Origin of the sequence: Sinorhizobium sp. P24N7, assembly GCF_042436655.1 — a bacterium.
Lineage (GTDB): Bacteria > Pseudomonadota > Alphaproteobacteria > Rhizobiales > Rhizobiaceae > Sinorhizobium > Sinorhizobium meliloti_A.
Genome location: NZ_JBHMIW010000005.1, coordinates 1 through 23,834, shown reverse-complemented (window position 1 = coordinate 23,834; position 23,834 = coordinate 1). Strand labels below are relative to the sequence as shown.

Annotated in this window: 22 protein-coding genes; 9 read left to right on the top strand and 13 right to left on the bottom strand. The window is 62.5% G+C overall.

Annotated features, from left to right (window positions below; translation table 11 throughout):
• Positions 1 to 8 precede the first annotated feature (8 nt).
• Complete coding sequence (locus tag ACFHWW_RS09635; RefSeq protein ID WP_100671840.1) at positions 9 to 2,078, top strand: hypothetical protein; 2,070 nt, start codon at positions 9 to 11, stop codon at positions 2,076 to 2,078.
• A gap of 65 nt (positions 2,079 to 2,143) precedes the next feature.
• Here the strand turns inward: ACFHWW_RS09635 and ACFHWW_RS09630 are convergent, their stop codons facing one another.
• Positions 2,144 to 2,695: a GNAT family N-acetyltransferase gene (locus ACFHWW_RS09630; protein ID WP_379938078.1), complete on the bottom strand. Its 552-nt coding sequence runs from the start codon at positions 2,693 to 2,695 to the stop codon at positions 2,144 to 2,146.
• A 256-nt stretch (positions 2,696 to 2,951) separates the two neighbouring features.
• Between ACFHWW_RS09630 and ACFHWW_RS09625 the strand changes: the two genes are divergently transcribed.
• Positions 2,952 to 3,944, top strand: coding sequence for a glutathione S-transferase family protein (locus ACFHWW_RS09625; protein WP_018095666.1), 993 nt, complete (start codon positions 2,952 to 2,954; stop codon positions 3,942 to 3,944).
• A gap of 105 nt (positions 3,945 to 4,049) precedes the next feature.
• Here the strand turns inward: ACFHWW_RS09625 and ACFHWW_RS09620 are convergent, their stop codons facing one another.
• A complete protein-coding gene (locus tag ACFHWW_RS09620; RefSeq protein WP_379938077.1) occupies positions 4,050 to 4,541 on the bottom strand; it encodes an NUDIX domain-containing protein in 492 nt (163 codons plus the stop codon).
• An 82-nt stretch (positions 4,542 to 4,623) separates the two neighbouring features.
• On the opposite strand from ACFHWW_RS09620, the gene ACFHWW_RS09615 reads away from it, so the two are divergent.
• From ACFHWW_RS09615 to ACFHWW_RS09605, 3 genes are all read left to right on the top strand, one after another.
• A complete protein-coding gene (locus tag ACFHWW_RS09615) occupies positions 4,624 to 5,526 on the top strand; it encodes a metallophosphoesterase (RefSeq protein WP_018095668.1) in 903 nt (300 codons plus the stop codon).
• Between the two features lie 194 nt (positions 5,527 to 5,720).
• Positions 5,721 to 6,236 (top strand): RNA polymerase sigma factor, encoded by a 516-nt coding sequence (locus ACFHWW_RS09610; protein ID WP_018095669.1) that lies wholly within the window; start codon positions 5,721 to 5,723, stop codon positions 6,234 to 6,236.
• A gap of 3 nt (positions 6,237 to 6,239) precedes the next feature.
• Positions 6,240 to 7,067: an anti-sigma factor family protein gene (locus tag ACFHWW_RS09605; protein WP_379938075.1), complete on the top strand. Its 828-nt coding sequence runs from the start codon at positions 6,240 to 6,242 to the stop codon at positions 7,065 to 7,067.
• A 211-nt stretch (positions 7,068 to 7,278) separates the two neighbouring features.
• Here the strand turns inward: ACFHWW_RS09605 and leuA are convergent, their stop codons facing one another.
• Together leuA and ACFHWW_RS09595 are read right to left on the bottom strand one after the other, a co-directional pair.
• Positions 7,279 to 8,988 carry a 2-isopropylmalate synthase gene (gene leuA, locus ACFHWW_RS09600; protein WP_127710129.1) on the bottom strand — a complete coding sequence of 570 codons (1,710 nt, stop codon included), beginning with the start codon at positions 8,986 to 8,988 and terminating at the stop codon, positions 7,279 to 7,281.
• Between the two features lie 461 nt (positions 8,989 to 9,449).
• On the bottom strand, positions 9,450 to 10,037 hold the full coding sequence (locus ACFHWW_RS09595) for an ATP-dependent Clp protease proteolytic subunit (RefSeq protein ID WP_003534438.1): 588 nt from the start codon (positions 10,035 to 10,037) through the stop codon (positions 9,450 to 9,452).
• Positions 10,038 to 10,234: 197 nt separating this feature from the next.
• Here ACFHWW_RS09595 and ACFHWW_RS09590 point away from each other — a divergent pair, with 197 nt between their 5' ends.
• Positions 10,235 to 10,813: a HupE/UreJ family protein gene (locus ACFHWW_RS09590; RefSeq protein WP_379938074.1), complete on the top strand. Its 579-nt coding sequence runs from the start codon at positions 10,235 to 10,237 to the stop codon at positions 10,811 to 10,813.
• Entirely contained in the window at positions 10,810 to 11,298 is a 489-nt protein-coding gene (locus tag ACFHWW_RS09585) for a GNAT family N-acetyltransferase (protein ID WP_379938073.1), read from the top strand. The genes ACFHWW_RS09590 and ACFHWW_RS09585 overlap by 4 nt, the downstream gene beginning before the upstream one ends.
• Positions 11,299 to 11,389: 91 nt before the next feature.
• On the opposite strand, the gene queF is transcribed toward ACFHWW_RS09585, so the two are convergent.
• The 5 genes from queF to ACFHWW_RS09560 all read right to left on the bottom strand — a co-directional run bounded on the left by queF (position 11,390) and on the right by ACFHWW_RS09560 (position 17,620).
• Positions 11,390 to 11,854 (bottom strand): preQ(1) synthase, encoded by a 465-nt coding sequence (gene queF / locus ACFHWW_RS09580; RefSeq protein WP_018095676.1) that lies wholly within the window; start codon positions 11,852 to 11,854, stop codon positions 11,390 to 11,392.
• The gene (locus ACFHWW_RS09575; protein ID WP_324762140.1) at positions 11,851 to 12,771 is read right to left on the bottom strand and encodes a cation diffusion facilitator family transporter; all 921 of its coding nucleotides are present in this window, start codon (positions 12,769 to 12,771) and stop codon (positions 11,851 to 11,853) included. The genes queF and ACFHWW_RS09575 overlap by 4 nt, the downstream gene beginning before the upstream one ends.
• Positions 12,772 to 12,939: 168 nt before the next feature.
• Entirely contained in the window at positions 12,940 to 15,129 is a 2,190-nt protein-coding gene (locus tag ACFHWW_RS09570) for an anthranilate synthase (RefSeq protein WP_379938072.1), read from the bottom strand.
• Positions 15,130 to 15,243: 114 nt separating this feature from the next.
• The gene (gene trpLE, locus ACFHWW_RS09565) at positions 15,244 to 15,288 is read right to left on the bottom strand and encodes a trpE operon leader peptide TrpLE (RefSeq protein ID WP_178385068.1); all 45 of its coding nucleotides are present in this window, start codon (positions 15,286 to 15,288) and stop codon (positions 15,244 to 15,246) included.
• Between the two features lie 100 nt (positions 15,289 to 15,388).
• Positions 15,389 to 17,620, bottom strand: coding sequence for a TonB-dependent hemoglobin/transferrin/lactoferrin family receptor (locus ACFHWW_RS09560; RefSeq protein ID WP_379938071.1), 2,232 nt, complete (start codon positions 17,618 to 17,620; stop codon positions 15,389 to 15,391).
• Positions 17,621 to 17,656: 36 nt separating this feature from the next.
• On the opposite strand from ACFHWW_RS09560, the gene ACFHWW_RS09555 reads away from it, so the two are divergent.
• Both ACFHWW_RS09555 and ACFHWW_RS09550 read left to right on the top strand, forming a co-directional pair.
• Positions 17,657 to 17,833 carry a hypothetical protein gene (locus ACFHWW_RS09555; protein WP_379938070.1) on the top strand — a complete coding sequence of 59 codons (177 nt, stop codon included), beginning with the start codon at positions 17,657 to 17,659 and terminating at the stop codon, positions 17,831 to 17,833.
• 79 nt (positions 17,834 to 17,912) lie between these two features.
• The gene (locus ACFHWW_RS09550; protein WP_275597533.1) at positions 17,913 to 18,746 is read left to right on the top strand and encodes an extensin family protein; all 834 of its coding nucleotides are present in this window, start codon (positions 17,913 to 17,915) and stop codon (positions 18,744 to 18,746) included.
• A 94-nt stretch (positions 18,747 to 18,840) separates the two neighbouring features.
• On the opposite strand, the gene ACFHWW_RS09545 is transcribed toward ACFHWW_RS09550, so the two are convergent.
• The 4 genes from ACFHWW_RS09545 to ACFHWW_RS09530 form a co-directional block, all read right to left on the bottom strand.
• Positions 18,841 to 20,547 carry a formate--tetrahydrofolate ligase gene (locus tag ACFHWW_RS09545; protein WP_379938069.1) on the bottom strand — a complete coding sequence of 569 codons (1,707 nt, stop codon included), beginning with the start codon at positions 20,545 to 20,547 and terminating at the stop codon, positions 18,841 to 18,843.
• Positions 20,548 to 20,607: 60 nt separating this feature from the next.
• On the bottom strand, positions 20,608 to 21,828 hold the full coding sequence (locus ACFHWW_RS09540) for a DUF2333 family protein (RefSeq protein ID WP_275599891.1): 1,221 nt from the start codon (positions 21,826 to 21,828) through the stop codon (positions 20,608 to 20,610).
• 3 nt (positions 21,829 to 21,831) lie between these two features.
• On the bottom strand, positions 21,832 to 23,121 hold the full coding sequence (locus tag ACFHWW_RS09535; RefSeq protein WP_275597530.1) for a DUF6638 family protein: 1,290 nt from the start codon (positions 23,119 to 23,121) through the stop codon (positions 21,832 to 21,834).
• 181 nt (positions 23,122 to 23,302) lie between these two features.
• A complete protein-coding gene (locus ACFHWW_RS09530; RefSeq protein WP_018095684.1) occupies positions 23,303 to 23,704 on the bottom strand; it encodes an endonuclease domain-containing protein in 402 nt (133 codons plus the stop codon).
• Positions 23,705 to 23,834: the final 130 nt, after the last annotated feature.

The following is a 23,834-nucleotide window of genomic DNA, read 5'->3' as shown; positions in this document are numbered from 1 at the left end:
ACCCGGCGATGACAATCGATTTCTCGCCGCTTCTCGCCTGGCCGTATCTCGCGGCACTGGCGCTTGTCGCAGCCGTTCTGGCGGCACTCGGTATCTGGCGCGGCGTTCGGGGAGCCTGGATCAGGGCGGCGGCCCTGGCTGCATTCTGCCTCGCGCTTGCAAATCCCGTCCTCTTCCAGGAGGAGCGCGAACCCCTCTCCACCATTGTCGCCGTCGTTGTCGACCGCAGCCAGAGCCAGGAGAACGGTGACCGCCGCGCGCAGACCGACCAGGCGCTCGAGGGGCTCAAGGAACGCCTTTCCCGCTTCCCCCAGATCGAGGCGCGTATTGTCGAAGCCGCCGACGGCGAGGAAACCGAGGCACCCTCGACCAGGCTCTTCGGCGCCCTGACAACGGCGCTCGCAGACGTGCCGCCCGCCCGTGTCGGCGGCGCCATCTTCATTACCGACGGCCAGATCCACGACGTGCCGGACGTCAACCAGAAGCTCGGCTTCGATGCACCCGTCCACGCCCTGATCAGCGGCAAGCCGGACGAGTTCGACCGGCGCATCGAAATCGTCAGCGCCCCCCGCTTCGGCATCGTCGGCGAACAGCAGAGAATGACCTTTCGGGTCGTGGATGACGGCGCGGCTCCCGGCGGCAGCGCCGAGGTGACGATCCGCCTGAACGGCAACGAGATCGCCACGGAGCAGGCGGAGCCCGGCACAGACGTTCCGTTCAGCTTCACCGTTCCGCGCGGCGGCAACAACATCCTGGAATTCGCCGTCAATCCGGTTGCCGGCGAGGTGACGGAGACGAACAACCGCGCCGTGCATGTGCTCGACGGCATCCGCGAAAATCTTCGCGTGCTCCTCGTTTCGGGAGAGCCGCATGCGGGCGAGCGCGCCTGGCGCAACCTCCTGAAATCCGATGCCGCGGTCGATCTCGTCCATTTCACCATTCTGCGGCCGCCGGAGAAGCAGGACGGCACGCCGATCAACGAACTCTCGCTCATCGCCTTCCCGACGCGGGAGCTTTTCGTCGACAAGATCAGCGAGTTCGACCTCATCATTTTCGATCGCTACCAGCATCGTGGCGTGCTGCCGATCCTCTATTACGACAACATCGCCCAGTACGTGCAGAACGGTGGAGCGCTGCTGATCGCCGCCGGGCCGGAGCACGCCGGCGACGATTCGATCGCAGCGACCCCGCTTGCGGCGGTGCTGCCGGCAACGCCGACCGGCGTCATGAACGAGAAGGCGTTCTTCCCCCGGCTCTCGGAGGAAGGAAAGAAGCATCCGGTCACCCGCGGGCTCGAAGGGGCAGCGGACGAACCGCCGGCCTGGGGCCGCTGGTTCCGTACCGTCGACGTGGACAGGCCGCTCGGGCAGACGGTAATGGAAGCTGCTGACGGCAAGCCGCTGCTGGTCCTCAACCGCGTCGGCAAGGGGCGTGTCGCCATGCTGCTCTCCGACCAGGGTTGGCTGTGGGCGCGCGGCTTCGAAGGGGGTGGGCCGCATGTCTCGCTCTATCGCCGCACGGCGCATTGGCTGATGCAGGAGCCGGCGCTCGAAGAGGAGGCGCTCACCGCCCGCGCGATGGGCCGGACGCTCGAGATCACGCGCCAGACGATCGAAGGAGATCCCGGCCAGGCGACCCTCACCTATCCTTCCGGCCGGACCCAGGAAGTCACGCTCACGGAAGGCGAGCCGGGGCTCTACAAGGCTGAGGTCGAGACCAATGAAATCGGCCTCTTCGAAGTTGCCAACGACGAATTGACGACGCTCGTCCATGTCGGCAACGTCGATGCGCCCGAATTCAAGGCGGCGATTTCCACGGAAGAGAAGATCAAACCCTGGGCGGAGAAGACGAAGGGCCTGGTCCGCCGCCTGGCGAGCGCCGACGGACCCGTCGACCTCCCGTCTATCCTCCCGGTTCGCGGCGCCGTCCGCGTGGCCGACGATCAGCGCCTGTCGCTGCGCATGACCGATGAGACGGTGTTGAAGGGCATCGATTCCCTTTCGCTATTCGCGGGGCTCTTCGGCCTGGCGGCACTGCTCTTCCTCATCTCCGCTACCTGGTATCGCGAGGGGCGGTGAACGCCGACGAGGCCACAGCTTCGCCATTCTCGGGCCGAGGACGACGAATAGCCGACGTCCAGAGATCAGGCAGCCGCCCCTTGCGCCTCCGTGCGCGCAGTGAGGCAGGCGGCGCCGTCATTCCGCCAGGCGATCACGCCTTCAAGCCGGGCGTGAACGTCCGGCGCGACCGGCACGACGAGAACCCTCGCGGGATCGACGGGACCCGGGAATTGGAGCGCGCCGTGGCGTACCTTCTCGAAACCGAGCGGCTGGTAATAAGGCGGATCGCCGACGAGGATAACCGCTTCGGTGCCCTTGCGGCGCGCCGCTTCGACTGCAATACGGACGAGTTCCCGGCCGATGCCCTGGTTCTTGTGCGAGGGCCGGACGGCAAGCGGGCCGAGCAGATGTCCTTTCACCGAACCGGCCGTTACCGGCGTCATCCGGACCGACGCGATCGTTTCGCCGTTATCGGCGCAGATGAAGGAGAGCGCCCGGTCATGGGGCCCCTGCTCGCGAATCCGCGCGGCGGCGCGGGTGAAGCGACCCGGCCCGAACGCCTCTTCATTGATGATTTCGATGGCTGCGCCGTGGGATGCGTCTTCGGTCAGATAGACGAGATCGTGCTTTTTCATGTGTCGAGAACCGGCATGCGAACGGACATGGAGGATGGCTCGCCCCGAATGGGCGTTTGCAGCATCAGCGTCGTCGCAGGCTTCCCGACAGGATCATGGTTGTGATCGTTCCCAGATGAAAGAGCTACCGTTTCGCCGATAGCAGAAAAATGCTGCCAGTCAAAGGGTAAAACGCACTGTTCGGAATTTCACATCTATCGGCCGCGGTTCTCAGCACTAATTATGACGTCAGCAAACGATCGAAAGGAGTTGGCCTATGGGTAGGCTCGTGAATGGCGTCTGGCAGGATGTCTGGTACGACACGCGTGCGACGAACGGTCATTTCAAGCGCAGCGAATCGCAGTTCCGCAACTGGATCACGGCAGATGGATCGCCCGGCCCTTCCGGCGAAGGCGGCTTCGAGGCCGAAGCGAGCCGCTATCATCTTTATGTGTCCCTTGCCTGCCCCTGGGCGCACCGCACGCTGATCTTCCGCAAGCTCAAGAAGCTCGAAGACCTCATCTCTCTTTCCATCGTCGACCCGCTGATGCTGGCCAATGGCTGGGAATTCAAGGGAGAGGACCGTGAGGGCGAGAACGGCGGCACCGCCGATCACCTCTTCGGCTCGCGCATGCTCTGGGAAGTCTATCTGCGCGCCGACCCGGTCTATTCCGGCCGGGTGACGGTGCCGGTCCTCTGGGATAAGCGGAAGAACACGATCGTCTCGAACGAGTCCGCCGAAATCATCCGCATGTTCAACTCGGCCTTCGATCGTCTGACCGGCTCGACGGCAGATTTCTGCCCGCAAGATCTGCGTCCCGAAATCGACGCGCTCAATGCGCGTATCTACGACGCGGTCAACAACGGGGTCTACAAGGCCGGCTTCGCAACCAGCCAGGCGGCCTATGAGGAGAGCGTCGCCGCCCTCTTCTCCATGCTGGACGAACTGGAGAACCGCCTCGCGTCGAAGCGCTATCTCACGGGAGACCGCCTGACGGAAGCCGATTGGCGGCTCTTCACGACACTCGTCCGTTTCGATCCGGTCTATGTCGGCCATTTCAAATGCAACATCCGCCGCATTGCGGACTATCCGAATCTCTACGGCTATCTGCGCGAGCTCTACCAGGTGCCGGGCGTCGCCGAGACGGTCAATATGCACCACATCAAGCAGCACTATTACCGCAGCCATACGACGATCAATCCCACGGGCATCGTGCCGGCGGGTCCGGTGCTCGACCTCGGAGCGCCGCACGGGCGGGATAGCCTCTGAACAAGGATGAGAGAAAATGGGCGCTAGCCGCTTGTCCCTTCGTCCGCTTGCGGGGGAGAAGGGACAAGCAGGCGGCTAAGGGGGCGATCCGACGCGATCGGTCGCCTACCAGAACGTATCGGGCGCCGCGCTTCCAGCGAGCTCCGCCAGCCGGCGTCGGGTCGCAGGCGTCGTGTCCGCCGGAAGGTCGTCGAGCGGAAAGAAGCCCGCCGCGGCGATTTCGAGATCCGCACGCTTCGGCCGCTCCTGGCGGACATTATCGCAGCGGAAGAAGATGACGTGATCGCGCTTGCTGGTGCGCCGGTTGTAGTAGACCTGAAAGAGCAGCGGTGCCGTCGTCAGCACGAGGTTGCCCTCCTCCCTGAGTTCGCGGGCAAGGCCCTCCACCGCAGTCTCGTTGCGGTCGAGGCCGCCGCCGGGAAGATGCCAGCCCGGCAGATAGGAATGCCTTACGAGAAAGACCCGCCCCTCATCGTCGAAACAGGCAGCCCGCACGCCGAGCGTCATACCGCGCGCCAGGGCGAAATAAACATGGGCAAACCGCGTCAGAAAGCGGAGCCGCCAGGAGGGCATCTCCGGCCCGCGGCTCTCGTCCATACGCCTTCTCCTCACATTCACGGTTTCCGGGAATAGTCCATTACTGATTCCCCTTCCCGGGAATATGCGCTAGACGAGATTAATGTTCAAACTTGCGCATATATCCGATGTCCACCTGGGGCCTTTGCCCGATCTCTCCCTCCGCGAACTCGCCTCCAAGCGGATCACCGGATTCGTCAACTGGCACAGGAACAGGGTGCGCCATCTCTTTCCCGGGACGCTCGACTGCCTGATGCAGGACATCGAGGTGCGCAATCCGGATCACCTGGCGATCACCGGAGATCTCGTCAACCTCGCCTCTTCGCTGGAGATCGAGGCGGTTACCGAATGGCTCGCGGAAGCGGGCGACCCCAATGAAATCTCGGTGGTTCCGGGCAACCACGACGCCTACGTGCCCGGCGCATACGAGAAGATCACGCATGCATGGTATCCCTTCATGCGCGGCGACGACGGCCCCAGCGGCTGGATGAAGAAGCATGCCTGCTTTCCCTATATGCGGGTGCGCGGGAGGGTGGCACTCATCGGCTGCTCGACGGCCGTGGCCACGCCCCCTTTCGCCGCGAGCGGCTATTTCGGGCCGCGACAGGCACGCGCGACGGTCAACCTCCTTCGCCAGGCCGGCGAAGCCGGATTGTTCCGCATCGTCATGATCCATCACCCGCCGATTCGCGGCGCCACCTCGATGCACAAGCGCATGATCGGCATCCGCCGTTTCGCTGCCACCATCTCCGCCGGCGGGGCCGAGCTGGTTCTGCACGGCCACACGCATCTCAATACGCTCCACTGGCTCAAGGGGCATACCGGGCCGGTGCCGGTCGTCGGCATCGCATCCGCCTCGCAGGGTCCCGGAGGCAGCAAGCCCGTCGCCGCCTATAATCTCTTTTCCGTCGACGGCGAGCCCGGAGACTGGCGGCTGACCCGGGAGCGCTACGCGATCAACCCGGACGCGACCGGCGTGGTGCTCGCCGAAACGACGTATTTCTGAAACGCCGGAAGCCTCTCGGTCCCGGCCGATTCAAGGACGCGCCGCGGCGTGGGGAAAACCGGTTGCCGGGGTGCAAAAACCTCTTTCCGTTCCGGCTCTTCCCTTGCAGACTTAGGACCAAATGTTCCATATCATTGATGGTGCGTCCGGATGGCGAATGGACGCGCGATCCGGCACGTTTTCCTGGAAGAGCAATGCGCCCAGCGGCAGAAATGAAGGATTTCAGACGGGATTTGGTCAGCCTGCTGCCCAAACTGCGCCGCTTCGCGATCACGCTGGCCCGCAATGCCAATGATGCCGACGATCTCGTCCAGGAAGTTTGCGAGCGGGCAATCGCGCGCGGTCACCTTTGGAACGGCGAAGGCCGGCTGGAAAGCTGGGTCTATGCGATGACCCGCAATCTCTGGGTGGACGAAATCCGCAAGCGCAAAGTGCGCAGCGCCGGTGCGGTCGACGTTTTCGAGCGGGACGAACCGCACGTCGAAGCAACAGCCGAAAAGGCGGCCTATGCCAATCAGGTGCAGAAGATGATCCTGTCGATGCCGGAGGGACTGGCAAGCGTCTTCCTCCTCGTCAATGTCGAAGGCCACAGCTACCGGGAAACGGCGGAGATCCTCGGCATCCCCGTCGGTACGGTCATGAGCAGGCTGTCGACGGCGCGGCTCAGGCTCGCGGCCATGTTGTCCGAAAATACGGAAAGGAGGGCCTGACCGTTGCTGCAAACGAAGGGGCTGGCGCTCGAGGTGCGGTTGTCCGCCTATATCGACGGCGAACTCGCAGAAGGCGAAAAATCCGAGCTTGACGCTCTTCTCGCCCGCGACGACGAGGCAAGGGCATTGCTCGACAAGCTCAAGTCGGGCAGCGCCTTCGGCAACGGGGCTTTCGAAAACTTCCTCCATGATCCGGTGCCGCTGGCGCTGGTGCGCCAGATAAAGCAAGGCCCCGGCATCAACCCGAAATCGGAGCGGGTAACGACGGCCAGCCTTCCAAGACGAAGCGCTCGCATCTGGCCGCGCATCCTCGCCGCTTCCACCGCCCTTTTCCTGCTCGGCGGAGCCGCCGGCTTCATTCTCGGCAGCGCCACGGATTTCGCCGAGCCGATGAACCAGGCCGATGACCGCCCCTGGATCGACGATATCGTCGGGTCTCACCGCATCTATTCGCGCCAGAAGGAGCATCTGGTCGAGGTGCCGGGAACGCAGGCGGCCGAGATCGAGACCTGGCTTGCCGCAAGCGTCGGCGTGAGCTTCGCTGTCCCCGATCTCGCCCGCAAGGGATTGTCCTTCGAAGGGGCGAGGCTCCTTGCCGCCAACGGCAGGCCGGTTGCCCAGCTCGTCTATCGCGACCGGGAAGGAGAGGTCTTCACCATCTGCTTTCTCAAGCAAGGCGACGCGCAACAATCCGGCGAATTCACCGAAACCATCCGCGGCGACCTCGGCTTGATATCGTGGCAACGGGAAAGCGTCTCATTCGTGATGATCGGTCCGTCTTCCGACCCCGCCCTGCAGGACCTTGCCGAAACGGTGGCGGCGAACATTTGACGCTGATCAAGACCGAGTAGCTGCCCTGCATAGAGCCGTCGCGACCTTCTTCCCCTAGGAGGCAGGGCCAGCGCATATGAGCCAGGATCGGGAGCGTTTCCGCGATCCACCTATCGAAGATCAGGCTAATGAGCGCCGCCCAATACCGTCTCCCCTCTCTCCGCGCGCGGAGAGAGGGGCGGGGCAAGGGGCACCTACCAGGGCAAGCGCGTCACTTCCCCATCACGTCCAGAACGCGGTTGGCAGCCGAGACGATCGCCTCCAGTGAGGCGGCCACGATATTGGTGTTGATGCCGACGCCGAAGAGCTTGCCGCCCGGATACTCGACCTCGACATAAGCGATCGCAGCGGCGTTCGAACCATGCTGCAGCGAATGCTCGGAGTAATCCGCCACCGAGAGTTCGACGCCGAGATAGATCGACAGTGCATTGATGAAGCCGTCGATCGGGCCCGTGCCCTTGCCCTCGATCTGTCTGGTCTCGCCGCCGTCCGTGATCTCGGCGGCAACGACGCGCAAGCCTTTGTGCTCGCCTACAGGGTAGGTGTGATGGTCGACGAACTTGATGCGCGCGCCCGGCTGCTCGACATAGCTTTCGATGAAGCGCTGATGGATGCGCTTCGAGGGCAGCTCCTTGCCTTCCTCGTCGGTGATGCGCTGGACTTCCTCACGGAACTCGATCTGCAGATTGCGCGGCAGATTGATCCCGTAGTCCTCCTGCAGGATATAGGCGATGCCGCCCTTGCCCGACTGCGAGTTGATGCGGATGATCGCTTCGTAGCTGCGTCCGACATCGCGCGGATCGATCGGCAGATAGGGTACCTCCCAGGTCGGCTTGTTCGCCTGTTTGATCGCCTTCATGCCCTTGTTGATGGCATCCTGATGCGAGCCGGAGAAAGCCGTGTAAACCAGTTCGCCGACATAGGGGTGGCGTTCCGGAATGACCATCTGGTTGGAATATTCGTAGACTTCCTTGATCCGTTCGATGTCCGAGCAGTCGAGCTTGGGATCGACGCCCTGTGTGAACATGTTGAGCGCCAGCGTCACCACATCGACGTTGCCGGTGCGCTCGCCATTGCCGAAGAGCGTCCCCTCGACACGGTCGGCGCCCGCCATCAGCCCCAGCTCGGTTGCGGCAATGCCGGTGCCGCGGTCATTGTGCGGATGCAGCGAGACGATCAGGTTCTCGCGATTGTCGAGATTGCGGCACATCCATTCGATCTGGTCGGCATAGATGTTCGGCGTCGCCATCTCCACGGTCGAGGGCAGGTTGATGATGAGCTTGTTGTCCGCCGTCGGCCGGACGATCTCGATCACGGCGTTGCAAATCTCCAATGCCACTTCGAGTTCGGTGCCCGTGAAGCTTTCCGGCGAGTACTCGAAGCGATAGCCGCCGCCCGCTTTCGCGGCCATGTCGGTGATCATCTTGGCGGCGTCGGTCGCGATCTGTTTGATGCCGGCCACGTCCTTGCCGAAGACCACGCGGCGCTGCAGCTCGCTCGTCGAATTGTAGAAATGCACGATCGGCCGGTGCGCACCTTCAAGCGCCTCGAAGGTCCGCGCGATCAATTCCGGCCGGCACTGTACCAGCACCTGCAGCGACACGTCTTCGGAGACGTTGCCTTCCTCGACGCACCAGCGGGCGAAATCGAAATCCGTCTGCGACGCGGAGGGGAAGCCGATCTCGATCTCCTTGAAGCCCATGTCCAGGAGGAGGTGGAACATGCGCGCCTTCCGGTCGTGACCCATCGGGTCGACGAGTGCCTGGTTGCCGTCGCGAAGATCCACGGAACACCAGATCGGCGCCTCGGTAATCGCCTTTGACGGCCACGTGCGATCCGGCAGCGCGATCTGCGGATAGGGCTGATATTTCACAGCCGCTTCGGGCATGCCGGTCTTGATGGAATGCGATTTCAAAATCATGTGCAGCTTCTCTTCGTCACTGGAGCGTAGCCTGCCGCATGCAATAGCCGATCATTCGGGACATTGCGATGGCGATGCCGCGGGGGCCGCGCGATTTGGCTCAGCTTTTCTGGATTTCGAGGAGCAGGTGCCGGCAAGGCTTTTCGGCCGCCGGGCGCTCCTCAGCGAACCCGGCAACCGCGGATAAGGCCGAGAAGGAGAAGGGAGGCGAAGGCGCGCGCAGGAGCACGATTGGCATCGTGTCCCGAAAAGATCGCTGCGATCTTGTTTGCGTCGGCCTCAGTCATGGAAAAGCCTATACACGGCTTGGTAAAGCGGAGCAAGAGTGCCCTTTCCTCGGGTTTGGTCCGAGGACGAGCCCTTTCCCCGCGCGTGGGGGAAAGGGGTCTGAGGCGGCGCCTCGCCTCCCTTCGCCCCGCTTGCGGGAGAAGGTGTCTGCAGGCGGATGAGGGGCGGACGCTCTAGATTTCCGCGATGGAGGTGACGATGCGCGAAACGAGACCGTAGGCCTTCGCCTCTTCCGCACCGAGCCAGTAATCGCGATCCGTGTCCTTGGCGATCTTGTCGACCGGCTGTCCGGTCGCTTCGGAGAAGATCCGGTTCAGACGCTCGTTCATCTTGATGATCTCGCGTGCCTGGATCTCGATGTCGGAAGCCATGCCGCGCGTTCCGCCCGAGGGTTGGTGCAACAGGAAGCGGGTGTTCGGCAGGCACAGGCGCTGCTCCTTGGGCGCAGCGACATAGATGAGCGCGCCGGCGGACGCGACCCAGCCGGTGCCGATGGTCCAGACCTTCGGCTTCACGAACTTGATCATGTCGTGGATGCTGTCGCCGGATTCGACATGGCCGCCGGGCGAGTTGACGAAGAGGCGGATGTCGTCGTCGCTGGCCGCGGCAAGCGCCACGAGCTGCGAGCAGACCTTCTGCGCGAGTTCCTGAGTGATGGTCCCGTAAATGAAAATCGAACGCGACTTGAAAAGGTTCGCCTCCGTCTCCTTGCCCAAGGGCAATTCGGTCTTCTTTTCTTCCTGGTCGTCGTCGTTCCGCATTCTTCGGACTCCTCATGAAATGTCTTCCAACCAGATAATGCGACTCGACGGCGAAAACAATGCAAACGGCGGCGTTAACACGGTTCGAACCGCCCGCCTCGGCACGATGGTGAACAGGGTCCGCCAAATGACGTATGGACAGCCGGTGGGAGCCCAATAAGATCAACGGATCATCAATGTCCGTATCGGGGCCCAGAATGAAGAAATCCGTCCTTCTCGCAGCCGCGCTCTTCGCCGGCTCCTCCGCGCCTGCCTTCGCCCATCTCGATCCAGCCGAACACGGGTCGGTGATGGCGGGCCTTTCTCATCCGCTGTTCGGAGCCGACCACGTTCTTGCGATGATCGCCGTCGGCCTTTGGGCGGCTCAGATCGGCGGCAGGGCTCTGTGGAGCGTGCCGGCTGCCTTTGTCGCGACGATGGTGCTCGGCTTCGTCCTCGCCCACACCGGCGCTCCCCTGCCCCTTGTCGAACCGGCCATTCTCGCCTCTGTCGTGGCGCTCGGCCTGGTCGTCGCCATAGCCGTCCGGCTTGACGCGGCAACGGCTGCAGCCATCGTCGCGGCCTTCGCGCTCTTCCATGGCCATGCCCACGGCGGAGAGTTGGGTTCGGCCGGCACCTGGTCGTTTGCAGCAGGATTCGTGATCGCGACCGCTCTTCTGCACGTTGCCGGCATCGGTCTCGGCATGGGGCTCGCCCGGCTTGCGGACCGCGGCGTCGTCACCCGTATCGTCGGCGGCGCCACCGCCATAGCCGGCGCAGCCTTGATCCTCGGATGATACTGGTTCGCTCCGCGCTGCCGCAGGAGGCGGACTTTCTCGCTCAAATCGGCCTTGCAGCCTGGCGCAAAGGCATAAAGCCGCTTGTGCCGGCGCATGTTGCGGCGGCCACCGAACAGAACAACCCGTTCCTGCCGTTCGTGCGAGAACTGGGGCCTCGGATTCTCGTCGCTGAAGTCGATGGAGAAGCTGCCGGCCTCGGCGCCCGCGAGCACGATGACGATGTCATCAGCGATATCTGGGTGGCTCCCGCCTTCGAAGGACGGGGCGCCGGATCGGCCCTCATAAAGGCGCTCGAAGTGCAAATCGCCGAGCGTGGATACAGGCAAGCCGCAATCCAGGTGGCGGCCCAAAACGAGCGGGCGCTTCAGCTTTACCAGCGTCTCGGCTACCGAGTGCTTTGGAGGAAGGTCGCTTTCGACCCGATCCTCCAGACCGAACTGGAAAAGATCGGCCTGTCAAAAGCACTTCGGCTCGATCGATAGGGAAATCCGTCCGAACCGGCGGGCGGCTCATCCCCAGGTCAGCGGATCCAGCCGAAGAGGCGAGACGGTCCTCGCAAATCGGCAACCGCCATCATCCCCGTCCGCGATAGGTCGGCACGCCCTGATCCGGCAGCCAGACGCCCTCCGGCGGGTTTCCCGTCTGCCAGAAAACGTCGATCGGGATGCCGCCGCGGGGATACCAGTAGGCGCCGATCCGTAGCCACTTCGGCGAAAGCAGCGAAACCAGCCGCTTGGCGATCTCGATCGTGCAATCCTCGTGGAAAGCGCCGTGGTTGCGGAACGAATGCAGGAACAGCTTGAGCGATTTCGATTCCACCAGCCAGCCGTCCGGCACATAGTCGATGACGATATGCGCGAAGTCGGGCTGCCCGGTCATCGGGCAAAGCGAGGTGAACTCGGGCGCCGTAAAGCGCACGACGAAATCCGTGCCGCCGTGCCCGCTCGGCACCCTTTCGAGCACCGCTTCTTCCGGGCTCTGGGGCAGATCGACCTTCGTCCCCAGTTGTGAAAGTCCCGATACGTCAGTCTTGGTCATTTCCGTGATGCTCCACTAACCTTAACGCGCACCCCGTGCGCCTTTTCGCCTTCCGGTTCGACGTGGATGGCGATCTCCGCGCCCGAGTGCACGACGCGAATCGCCTCCTCGATCCGGTCGCAGATATCGTGCGCGTCACCGACCGCCATCGCCTCGGGCACGACCATGTGAAAATCCACGAAAATCGCCGGGCCCGCCTGACGCGTCTTCAGATCATGGACTCCGAGAGACCCGCCGGCATTAGCCGCGATCGCCGCCTTGATCGCCTCCTCCTCGTCCGCCGGCACCGCCTTGTCCATCAGCCCGTCGACGGAGCGCGAAATCACCTTCCAGCCCTGGAAGAGGATGTTGCCCGCGACGATCACGGCGAGCAGCGGATCGAGGATCGCGTAGCCGGTGGCGATGGCGAGAAGAAGGCCGACGAGCACGCCCACGGAGGTCACGACATCGGAGAGAATATGCTGGCCGTCCGCACTCAACGCGGGCGAGCGATGGCGGCGGCCCGCCCGGATAAGCACATAGGCCCAGACCGCATTGACGACGCCGGCAGCAAAATTGATGGCGAGGCCTAGCGTCGGTGCATTCAGAAGCACCGGTGCCATCATTTCGGGGATGGCTTCCCAGATAATCAGCAACGCCGCCAGGACGATCAGCACGCCTTCGATGACCGCGGAGAAGTATTCCGCCTTGTGATGCCCGAAGGGGTGATCGGCATCGGCCGGCTTTGCCGCATAGCCGATCATCGCATAGGCAATCACCGCGGCGACCACGTTGACGGAGGATTCCAGCCCGTCGGACAGGAGCGCCACCGAGCCCGTCACCCACCAGGCGAGCATTTTAAGACCCATCACGGCCAGCGACAGGGGGATGCCCCAGAAGGCGAGTCGCAGGACGGTTCTATTGTCGGTTCCGGTCATCGTCATTCCTCCTGCAGATGCAAACGAGTTGCAGATGCAAGGCCATTCAAATGCAAAACCGCCCGCGCGGGTTTTCGCGCAGGCGGATCATGGGCGCCATATGGGCGATTACGGGCCGCTTGTCAAACGGTCGAATGCCTCGAGCCGATACAGCCGACGCGCAAGAGGTCAGGCTGCCTTGGTCTTCGCTCGTTTGGCGAGATGGGCAACCACGTTCTCGATCATCCGCATGCCGGCGTCGCCGCCGAGCGTCATGATCGATTCCGGATGGAACTGTACGGCCGCCACCGGCTCCTTGCTGTGTTCGATGCCCATGATCGTACCATCTTCGCTTTCGGCCGTGATCACGAATTCGCGCGGCAGGTTGGACGGATCGGCGAAAATCGAATGATAGCGCCCGACCGTCACCTCCTTGCCGAGGCCGGAGAAGACGATGCCGGGTTCGAGCACGCGGATGCGCGAGGGTTTCCCGTGCATCGGGATCGCCAGCTGACGAAGATCGCCGCCATAAGCCTCCGCGAGCGCCTGCAGCCCCAGGCAGACGCCGAAGATCGGCAGGTCCCGCGCCCGCGCCTTCTTGATCGTCGCCTTGCAGTCGAAGTCCTTCGGGGTGCCGGGACCGGGCGAAAGCACGACAAGGTCGGGCTTGACCCGGTCGAAGATTTCCTCGGCCACGGGCGTGCGCACGGTGGTGACAGTCGCGCCCGTCTGGCGGAAGTAGTTCGCCAGGGTATGGACGAAGCTGTCCTCGTGATCGACGAGCAGGATGCTCACTCCGGCGCCAACGGCAGCGACGTCGCGCGCGGCCTTGGCGCTGTTTGCGGATTTGGCGTCGCGGATGGCTGCAATCATGGCAGAGGCCTTCAGTTCGGTTTCGGCTTCTTCTTCTTCCGGATTGGAATCATAGAGGAGCGTCGCACCCGCCCTCACCTCGGCGATCCCGTCCTTGATGCGGATGGTACGCAAGGTCAGCCCGGTGTTCATGTCGCCGTTGAAGCCGACCATGCCGATCGCGCCCCCGTACCAGGCACGCGGGCTCTTCTCGTGGCTCTCGATGAAGCGCATGGCCCAGAGCTTCGGCGCGCCGGTAACGGTCACCGCCCAGGCGTGGCTGAGGAACCCGTCGAAGGCGTCCATATCGTCGCGCAGGCGCCCCTCGATGTGATCGACCGTGTGGATCAGCCGCGAATACATCTCGATCTGACGGCGACCGATCACCTTGACCGAGCCCGGCACACAGACCCGGCTCTTGTCGTTGCGGTCCACGTCCGAGCACATGGTGAGTTCGGACTCGTCCTTCTTCGAGTTCAAGAGCTTCAGGATCTGCTCGCTGTCTGCGATCGGATCGTCGCCGCGCTTGATCGTGCCGGAAATCGGGCAGGTCTCGATGCGCCGGCCGGAAACGCGCACGAACATCTCCGGCGAAGCACCGACGAGGTATTCCTGGTTGCCGAGATTGATGAAGAAGGAATAGGGCGACGGATTGATCGCCTTCAGCCGATTGGAAATCTCGGACGGGCGGCTTTCGCAGCGCTCGTAGAATTTCTGCCCCGGCACCACTTCGAAGAGATCGCCGCGCCGGAAGCTTTCCTTCGCCTTGACGACCAGTTCGGCATATTCGCCCGGGCGGTGATCCCCGTGCGGCGGGATGCTGTCGACGCTCAGGAACGGCTCGGGAGCGATGTCCGCTGCCTTGCCCTCGGTCGAAAGGTCCTCCCTGGCGAAATCGTAGCGGTCGATCCAGGCCTTTGCCGCATAGTGATCGACCACCAGTATCTCGTCCGGCAGGAAGAGAACCATGTCGCGCTGGTCGTCCGGACGGGTGAGCTTCAGTTCGATCGCATCGAACTGGAAGGCGAGGTCGTAGCCGAAGGCGCCATAGAGGCCGAGGTTCGAGTCCTCCTCCGAGTGGAAGAGGTTCGTCACCGCGCGAAGAACCGTAAAGACCGTCGGCATCTTCGACCGCTCTTCCTCGGTGAAGACACGATCGGGCTCATTGATTGTCAGGTCGAGACGACGGGGCGCAAGCGCGCCGAGCGTAATGTCGGCAACGGACTTCAGATCCTCGGCGATCAGTGCCAGCAGCACTTCGCCGCGTTCGTTATAGGCTTCGATCCAGAGCGAGCGACCGAAGGAGGAGATGGCAAGCGGCGGGTCGACCACCGCAGTGTCCCAGCGGGTATAGCGGCCGGGATATTCGTAGTTCGAGGAGAAGACCGCGCCGCGGCGTTCGTCGAGCCTGTCGACATAGCCGGCGATCGCGTCGCTGTAGGATGCCTCGCGCCGCCTGCGGGTGACGACGATGCCGCCCTTCGTGGTATAGCTCTCCGCGCCGTCTTCCAGAATTACCGCTGCCATTCGTTTCGCTCCGTAAAAGCCCGGTCTTTCCACGCGGCCAGAATACGAAAAAAGCCGCCTCGAAATCTCCGGGCGGCTCCATCTCTCAATCACGCATGACTGGTCAAGGCCGCCTCAGCGAGCCCACCACCAGATCGAAATGTTCTGCGTGTTTGCCATGGGCGGAAGTGTTAGCGCGGCTTGCAGTGGCGCGCAAGCGGGAAAAAGAGAAAGGCGGCCGTCAAAAGCCGCCTTCACATGCGTCTGCGTCGCTGCTCGATCAGAAGCGTTGCGTCAAGGAGACCTTGAAGGCACGTCCCGGCTCGGAGTAGAAGTCACGCGGCTGGGACGACGATGAGGCGAGGTTGACACCACGCACACCGAGGGCGTTGAAGTATTTCTTGTCGAGGATGTTATAGACCCCGGCCTCTACCCTCAGCCCCTTGAAGCTCTCGGGCGTCCACCACCCGGTCATATCCACGATACCGTAACCGGGCGCATCGAAGGTGTTGCTTTTGCCATCATCCGGCATGGCCGCAGAGACCGTCGTCGAAAGGTCCACGCCGAAAGTCTCCTGACTGTAGCCGCCGCCGATGATCGCCTTGAAAGGTGCGACCGTCCGCAGCCGCGTGTCATCGTCCTGATTCTTACCGTAGGAATAGGCGAGAGATGCGTGGACATTGAAGCCGTTGTCGAACGTTTTCAACGCACTCAACTCGATACCCGAGATTCGCGCCTTGTTCACGTTGGTGTAGTTGAATTCCGTGATTCCCGTTACCGGATTGAAGTTGGTAGTGGTGTCGATGAAGTTGTCATAAACATTATGGAATGCCGCAACGCGACCGCGCAATTCACCGGTGTCGAAATTGGCGCCGATCTCGAATCCGTGGCCGGTTTCCGGCTTGAGATTCGGACTCCCGAGCTGGGCATACATCCCGAACGGATTGTAGAAGCGGCTATAGAGTTCGTCTACGGTCGGCGCCCGAAAGGCCATCGACCATTGCCCGAACAGTTCGACTTCCGGCACGATGTCGTAGGTCGCAAGGAGCTTTGGCGAAAGGCGAACCCCATCCCTGTCCTTCAGTTCCCCGAAAACGCCGGATCCCGGATTTGATTCGAAGCCCCCATTGAGTTCGGGGTCATACTGGAACCAGTCGAACCGCAATCCGGGCGTCAGCGCGAACGCACTGTCACCCACGGAAATGCGGTCTTCCAGAATGGCACCCACGGTCGTGCTGGCTACATCGGGGATTTCGGACTGGTTGTTGAGCAAATCGCATGTCACCGATGTGCCGCAAAGCGCGGCGGTATATTGGCTCCAATCGGAACGGGCGACATCCAGACCGAAGGTCAGCGAATGATCGAAACCGCCCGCTTCGAAATCCTTGCCCGCGCGTCCGGTGAAGCCGACGGTCTCATTGCTGATCGAATTATTGCGGCCGTAGAGATCATCCGCAATCGTCCGGCCGTTCGAGCCTGAGGAACGTTCCAGGTCCTGCCAGTAGAGCGATGCCCGGGCGAAGCTGAAGAAGTCGTCCGATGTGGCCGCCTCGAAGTCATAGTCGAGCGAGACGCGCTTTCGGGCGCGGTCTTCGAAGCCGGAGTAATCGCCGATCTTGTACCTGAGCCCCTGTTCCGTTCTGAGGTCGTTGTCGGCATCTCGGCGGAAGCTTTCCGCCGTTAGGCCGATTCTGTGGCCGCCTTCAAGCTCATGCCGCAACTTGAAGAGCATGTTGCTCTGGTCGAAATCGGTCGGATTAGGCTCGGTCCGGGCGGAACCGTAGCCGCCGACTGTTCCTTCATTGTCCCGCTCATGTCCTTTTCGGTAACTGCCCTGAAAGAGAATAGATGTGTCGCCGAACCTGTGAGCTCCGGCGGCAGAACCGGCAATGCTGTTGTCTTCGCTGTCGTACACCGATCTGAAGATCGCCCCCCAGTCCTTTCCGTCGGAGATGACATCCTCGGGTTCAAGCGTACGCAATACCACGGCGCCGCCGAGCATGCCGGAACCGCCGCGGCTCGAATCCGCCCCGCGCACAATGTCGACCACCGATAGCGAATTGAAATCGAACATGTCCCCGCCGCCATTCGCATTGATCGAAGCAAAGGCACCCTGACGCGCGCTGTTCGAGAGGAATGGGATCGGAACACCATCGATCGTGGTCACGATACGCGGGCCGGATAGGCCCCGAAGGTTGATGCCGGAATCGGCCCGCGACGCGTTGATTCCAGCGTCGACGCTGCGGCCGAGGTCATCGAGATCCGTGACCTGTTTCTCCTCCAGAGTCTTTTCATCGATCTCGGTTGCTAGCGGCGTGTCCGCTATGCCGCCTCGCTTCGCACCTGCCGGACGGTCACCTTTCGCGACAATTTTTTTCAGTTCTGTCGCGTTGGCACTGGCTTGTGTCGACGTTTCGGGCGGCGCGCTCTGCGCAAGAGCCTGGGAGATCGGGAGCGCGAGCGTTGCAGCCGTGCAAGCCAAAAGCGCCAGGCGATGATGCCGGTTGAGCATGGACCAGTCCTTTGAAAGTGTTGGCCGGGCTTGCTGTTGAGCGGCGAACTCAAGGGCTGGCTGGGCAGTGCGGAAATCGAACAAGGCGGCAATTTCCGCCTTATTTCAGCCACATACGAAAACATGAGTGTAATTGTCAATATAAATTTGGGGGTTCTTCCTCATCTTCATGCCTGCGGCGCGAACTTCGTCCTCAGTTTCAGCACAATTTGAAACAGGATCGTTCCCGGTGCGTTTCGCCGTCTGGGGCTGCAGAAAAGCCTGGGGCTGCAGAAAAGATGGAGAGGACCTCATGCGCCACGCCGGAATCATTCTGATCTCCGCGTTTCTCCTTTCAGGAGCGGCCTTGCCGAAGACCGGACCGGTACCCGCGCCGCGTCCCTCCGCCGGCAGCGGCCAGCCGACGCCCACGCCCAAGCCCGTTACGCCACCGCCGGGTGATGCTGAGAGCCTGGAAAAATCCGGCGGAGAAAAGAAGGACGGCGCGCGAGCGGCGCAGGAATTGCCTCCGAGCTGGAAGGACGACGCCCTCGACGTCGGCCCTGTGCTGACGATCGAAAAAGAGAACCCTAAGGAATATGCATCCTGTCTCTCGGAATTGAAATCGCTCGGCGCCGCCTTTGCCGAGGTCGATGGCATCGATGACGGCAAGGGCTGCGGCATCGACAAGCCGATCCGGGTCAGTGCGATACTGCCCGATGTGACGCTGAAGCCCGAGGGGGTGATGCGCTGCAAGGCGGCGCTGGCGCTCGCGCGCTGGACGAAGGAAACGGCGGCACCGGCCACCAGAAGCGCCTTCGGCGCCGAGACGCGCATCGTCGCCTTGAACCAGGCATCAACCTATATCTGCCGCCTGAGGAACAATGCAGAGACCGGCAAGATATCCGAACATGCGCGCGGCAACGCGGTCGACATCGCCTCGTTCACGCTCAGCAACGACAAAACGATCGAGATTCAGCCCCGCGACGAGGACGGCACCCTCACCGGCGCGTTCCAGCGGGCGGTCACGGCTTCGGCCTGCCTGTATTTCACGACCGTACTCGACCCCGGCAGTGACGCGGCGCATGAAGATCATCTGCATCTGGACGTTATCGAAAGAAAGAACGGATACCGCTATTGCCGCTGAGGAGGCGCGGTCGCCCCTCAATCCGCTGCCGCGACCTTCTCCCCGCATGCGGGGAGAAGGGAATTGCGGCGAGCGCCCGCGCGGCAGAGCCGCCTCAAAACAACCCCTCGATATAACCCTGCTCGTTCAGCCGTATCCGTTCCGAAGAAGGCACCTTCGGCAGGCCGGGCATCGTCATGATCTCGCCGGTGATGACGACGATGAAGCCGGCGCCGGCCGCCAGCCGGACCTCGCGAATCGGCACGGTGTGACCGGTCGGCGCTCCGCGCAGGTTCGGGTCGGTGGAAAAGGAATACTGCGTTTTAGCCATGCAGATCGGCAGATGGCCGTAGCCCTGATCTTCCCAGGTGCGCAGCTGATCGCGAACCACCTTGTCGGCGATCACCTCGCTCGCATGATAAATGTCCTTGGCGATCGTTTCGATCTTTTCGAAGAGAGGCATCTCGTCCGCGTAGAGCGGTGAGAACTGCGAATGGCCGGCATTGGCAAGATCCACCACCCTGCGCGCGAGCTCCTCGATGCCCGCCGAACCCTCGGCCCAGTGCTTGCAGAGGACCGCTTCGGAGCCGAGCGTGCGGACATAGTCCTTGATCGCACGGATCTCGGCCTCGGTATCGGAGGTGAAGTGGTTGATCGCGACGAGCACGGGGACGCCGAATTTCTTGACGTTCTGGATGTGGCGGCCGAGGTTCGGGCATCCCTTCCTCAGCGCCTCGACGTTCTCCCTGGCGAGATCCTCTCTCTTGACGCCTCCGTTCATCTTGATCGCCCGGACGGTGGCGACGATCACCGCTGCATCCGGCTTGAGACCTGCCTTGCGACACTTGATATCGAAGAATTTCTCTGCGCCGAGATCCGCTCCGAAACCGGCCTCGGTCACGACGTAGTCGGCGAGCTTCAACGCCGTCGTGGTGGCCACGACCGAATTGCAGCCATGCGCGATGTTGGCGAAGGGGCCGCCGTGTACGAAGGCGGGATTGTTCTCGAGCGTCTGCACCAGATTGGGCTGCATCGCGTCCTTGAGCAGCACCGCCATCGCCCCGTCGGCCTTGATGTCGCGTGCAAAGACGGGGCTCTTGTCGCGGCGGTAGCCGATGATGATGTTGCCGAGCCGCCTTTCCAGATCCTTGATGTCCATCGCGAGGCACAGGATCGCCATGACTTCCGAGGCGACGGTGATGTCGAAGCCGGTCTCTCTCGGATAGCCGTTGGCGACGCCGCCGAGCGAGCCGACGATCTGGCGAAGCGCCCGGTCGTTCATGTCCATGACCCGCCGCCAGGCAATGCGGCGAATGTCTATCGCCTGTTCGTTGCCCCAATAGATGTGGTTGTCGATCAGGGCGGAGAGAAGATTATGCGCCGACGTAATGGCATGGAAATCGCCGGTGAAGTGAAGGTTGATATCCTCCATCGGCACCACCTGGGCGTAACCGCCGCCCGCCGCCCCGCCCTTGATGCCGAAGCAGGGGCCGAGCGACGCCTCGCGAATGCAGACGATCGTCTTCTTGCCGATCCGGTTCAGGCCGTCGCCGAGACCGACGGTGGTCGTCGTCTTGCCCTCGCCCGCCGGCGTCGGGTTGATGGCGGTCACCAGGATGAGCCGGCCGTCCCTCTTTTCCTGCTGAGCCGCAATGAACTCGGCGCTCACCTTGGCCTTGTCATGGCCATAGGGAAGCAGATGCTCCGGCGGAATGCCTAGTTTGGCGCCCACCTCCATAATCGGTTGCTTGCGCGCGGCACGCGCGATCTCGATGTCGGACTTTACCTCTCCCACGGCTTCCCCCCAGTTTGCCTCGCGCATCCCGCCTCCTCCGCGGGGTGCGCAGGTTCCATTCCTTTGCCTAGGCTCGCACGTCGCCCGTCAACGGGCAAGAATGTCGCGCATTTCCACGAGGTTCGACCGGACCCTGAGGATATAAAAACCCATGGTGGCGAGGTGCGTCGGCATGATCCAGCCGTCCTCGCGGCCGTTCGAAATGATGAGCGGCTGGATTCTGAGCGCCGCGCGAAGCTGCTTCATCGTCTCGGTATAGATCGGCCCCAGGCCACGCTGGGTGACGACATTCTCGAAATCGGCACCGGCAGCCGAGAGAATGCCGTAATAGCCGTAGAGCTGGCCGAAGGCGAACCAGAAGCGGTCGTCGGCCCGCGTGTCGAACCAGCCGCCATTGTGGAACTCCGATCGTTCGCGGATGATCGCCGAGGTGTTGCCGAGATCATTGGCGACGCGATCGAGGAACTCGACCATGTTGTCGGACCGTCCGTCGAAGATTGCCTCGCACTTGCCGAGCGAGACGTTGAACTTCCTGAGGTCGCGCATCGCCGAACGATAGAAGCTGGGCGTCGGGGTCTTCGGACCAAAGGGGTTAAGGCCGAAATACCAGGTTTCCTCGTCGAACTGGATGTTGCCGCGCGCGCTCTGCAGGTCCGCATTGACTCCCGATGTACCGCGGACACGGCCGAGCGAATCCACCAGTTCCACCGCTGTGCGCCGGACCGCCTGATTGATGCCGCGCTGGAAGGACGCCTTGTTGTCCAGCCAGGGCGTATCGTCCCAGTCCAGTCCGAAAAAGCCGAGCTTGTAGCCGAGCATCGACGAGATCCAGGCATTCTGATTGACGTTGAGGTCGATGAGATCGGCCGCCACCTCGACGACGGCCGAGGTCTGGCAAACCGTTCCGGCCGGAAGCTCCGCCACTGCGAGAGCCTCGGTCGTGCTGTCCGCAGCGGAGGGTGCTACCGTAGCTCGGTTCGCGTCAGCCGCAGAACCGGACTGGCCCGTCGTCGTTCCAGGTCCGCTGACGGGCGAACCGGCCGGAGTCCTGCGGTCGGCGAGCTTGTAGCGGTCGACATAGTCCGGGTCGAAATTCGTCCAGGCTTGCGTCTGCCAGACAAAGTAGGCGTAGAAGAGCACGAGGCAGAGGAGGATCAGGCCGATCGGCCCCTTGATGATCCAGCTTCGTCCCCGGTACCAGTTGCCGAGCGCGACGAACGGCCACAGAAGCCAAGCCACCGCCAATCCGATGCCACGGCCGATCGCCGTGAATACACGCTGGAAGAACGCAACGATCGGATCGAACATGTTTTATTCCTCTTTGAGACCGTAGAGCTTATGACGGAAGGCGGCCTTGTCCTTGAGATATGTGCCGGTCAGTGTCGCAACAACATATTCGCGGAACTTTTCGCTGTAGCCCTCATAGGCTTTGTAGAAGCCTTGCTTGTCGAATACGAATCGCGAGACGAAATCGCGAGGGACGAGTTCGGAGATCAGGCGGTTGACGAGCCATTGATCCGGATGCTGCGGGGCGGCCCGGACGAGCAGAAACCGGTTCTCCGGGGCGACGTCCTGCATCCTGATCGTACCCGTCGCGGCGATCGCCCGCGCCATTTCCTGGAGGAAGGGGTAAATTCCGTCGCGCGCCACGAGCGCGGCATTGCGGTGGATCCAGGTCTGGAGCCATATCCGGTCGACACTCGTCAGATCGGCCTGCGGATCGGCATCGTTGACGAGCCCACGGATCACCATGTCCGCGCGATGCTGGAAGAGGCCGGACTCCTGCACCCAGGATGCCTGCGGCAATTGCAGCCGGTTGGTCGTCGCCAGAAAGTCATAGATGCGGGCGTGGTCGGTTATGGCGATGTAGCTGACCTGCCAGGGCCGCGAACGGCGAAAACCGGGCACGGAAGGGTCGCAGATGACCGTCGTCGTCTTCTCGTCGAGAAAGACGTAGACGCCGCCGAAGTGATTTGCCCAGAAGGCCTCATGGCGGAAGACCAGTTCGTCCGGCACGAGCACGTTCTGCCTTATGTCGCCGGTCGTCCTGGCGAGTTCGACCATCCGATCGAGCATCGCGTCGTCCGCCCACGCGTTCGGCACCTTTTTCAGCCGGTCGACGAGCTCGCGCAGTTCGGTCGCCTTGCCAAGCATGTCCTCGGCCGAGAGCACCCGGAAGCGGACTTCGTTGATGGAAAGCAGATCGTCAATGTCCTCGACGACCGAGACCGAATCCTCGATCTCGCCGTAGAGCGCATCCTTGATGGTGATCGCATTGATCGCGCGGCCATTGGCGTTGAAGAATTCGTGCATCAGCGCCGCGGTGTTTGAGAAGCTCGTGTGCACGACCGGAAGCTCCGCCTGCGCCGGCGTCAGGATGATGAAGCGCCGGTTGACCCGGTTCGGATCCAGATAGTCGCGGTCGCCGATTTCCTCGGCGATTTCGGGTGAGAAGCCGGTCATGTCGATGCTGAACCGCTGAAGAGCCGTCGGTTTCAGCCCGAAGCCTTTGAGAGCCTTGTTATAGCGCGAGACGAGATGCGGTTCGGAAATGTCGAGCAGCCGTCCATAGATGAGCTCCGCTTCCAAAAGGCGCTTCATGCGGCGATGCTCCTCAGCATTCTGCCCCTCACCCTAGCCCTCTCCCCGCGCGCGGGGAGAGGGGACACCGTCGTGGCCTGCTTCAACCTCCCCGGCCAGAAGCAAGTTGGTCCCCTCTCCCCGCCTGCGGGGAAAGGGTTAGGGTGAGGGGCGGACCGAGACGCCGATTTCGACGCCCGACTCATCTCTTCTCCCCCGGAATGAAGGTCAAATCAGCACTCCTCATTGCTCCCACCATCCGCTTTTCCAGGACCGCCACGATCGTCTCCAGCACCGCCGCGCGGTCATTGAAGACGTCCGTATTCCAGAAGCGGAGCACACTCCAGCCATTCGTGATCATGAACGCGTCGCGCCTCTCATCGCCGCTGCCGATCTGATGCTGACTGCCGTCGACCTCGACGACCAGCCGCTCATCACGGCAGGCGAAATCAGCATAGTAACGACCGATGGGGACCTGCCGGACGAACTTGAAGCCGTTTAGTCGCCGGCCTTTCAGTTCCGACCAAAGGAGCGCTTCTGCTTCATTGTCGCTTTGCCGCAGACCTCTCGCGCGTTCTGTCTGGCGTTCGTTCGCTCCTCTCATGCTTGCTGTTCAACCGGGTTGATGGTCGACATTTTGGACCGGGATGATTGTCGACAGATTTTGGGTTGCGGCAGGTTCAGCGGGTTCGCGAAGCCCCGGACGGGGCGGAGCGAACCGGCTGAACCTGCCG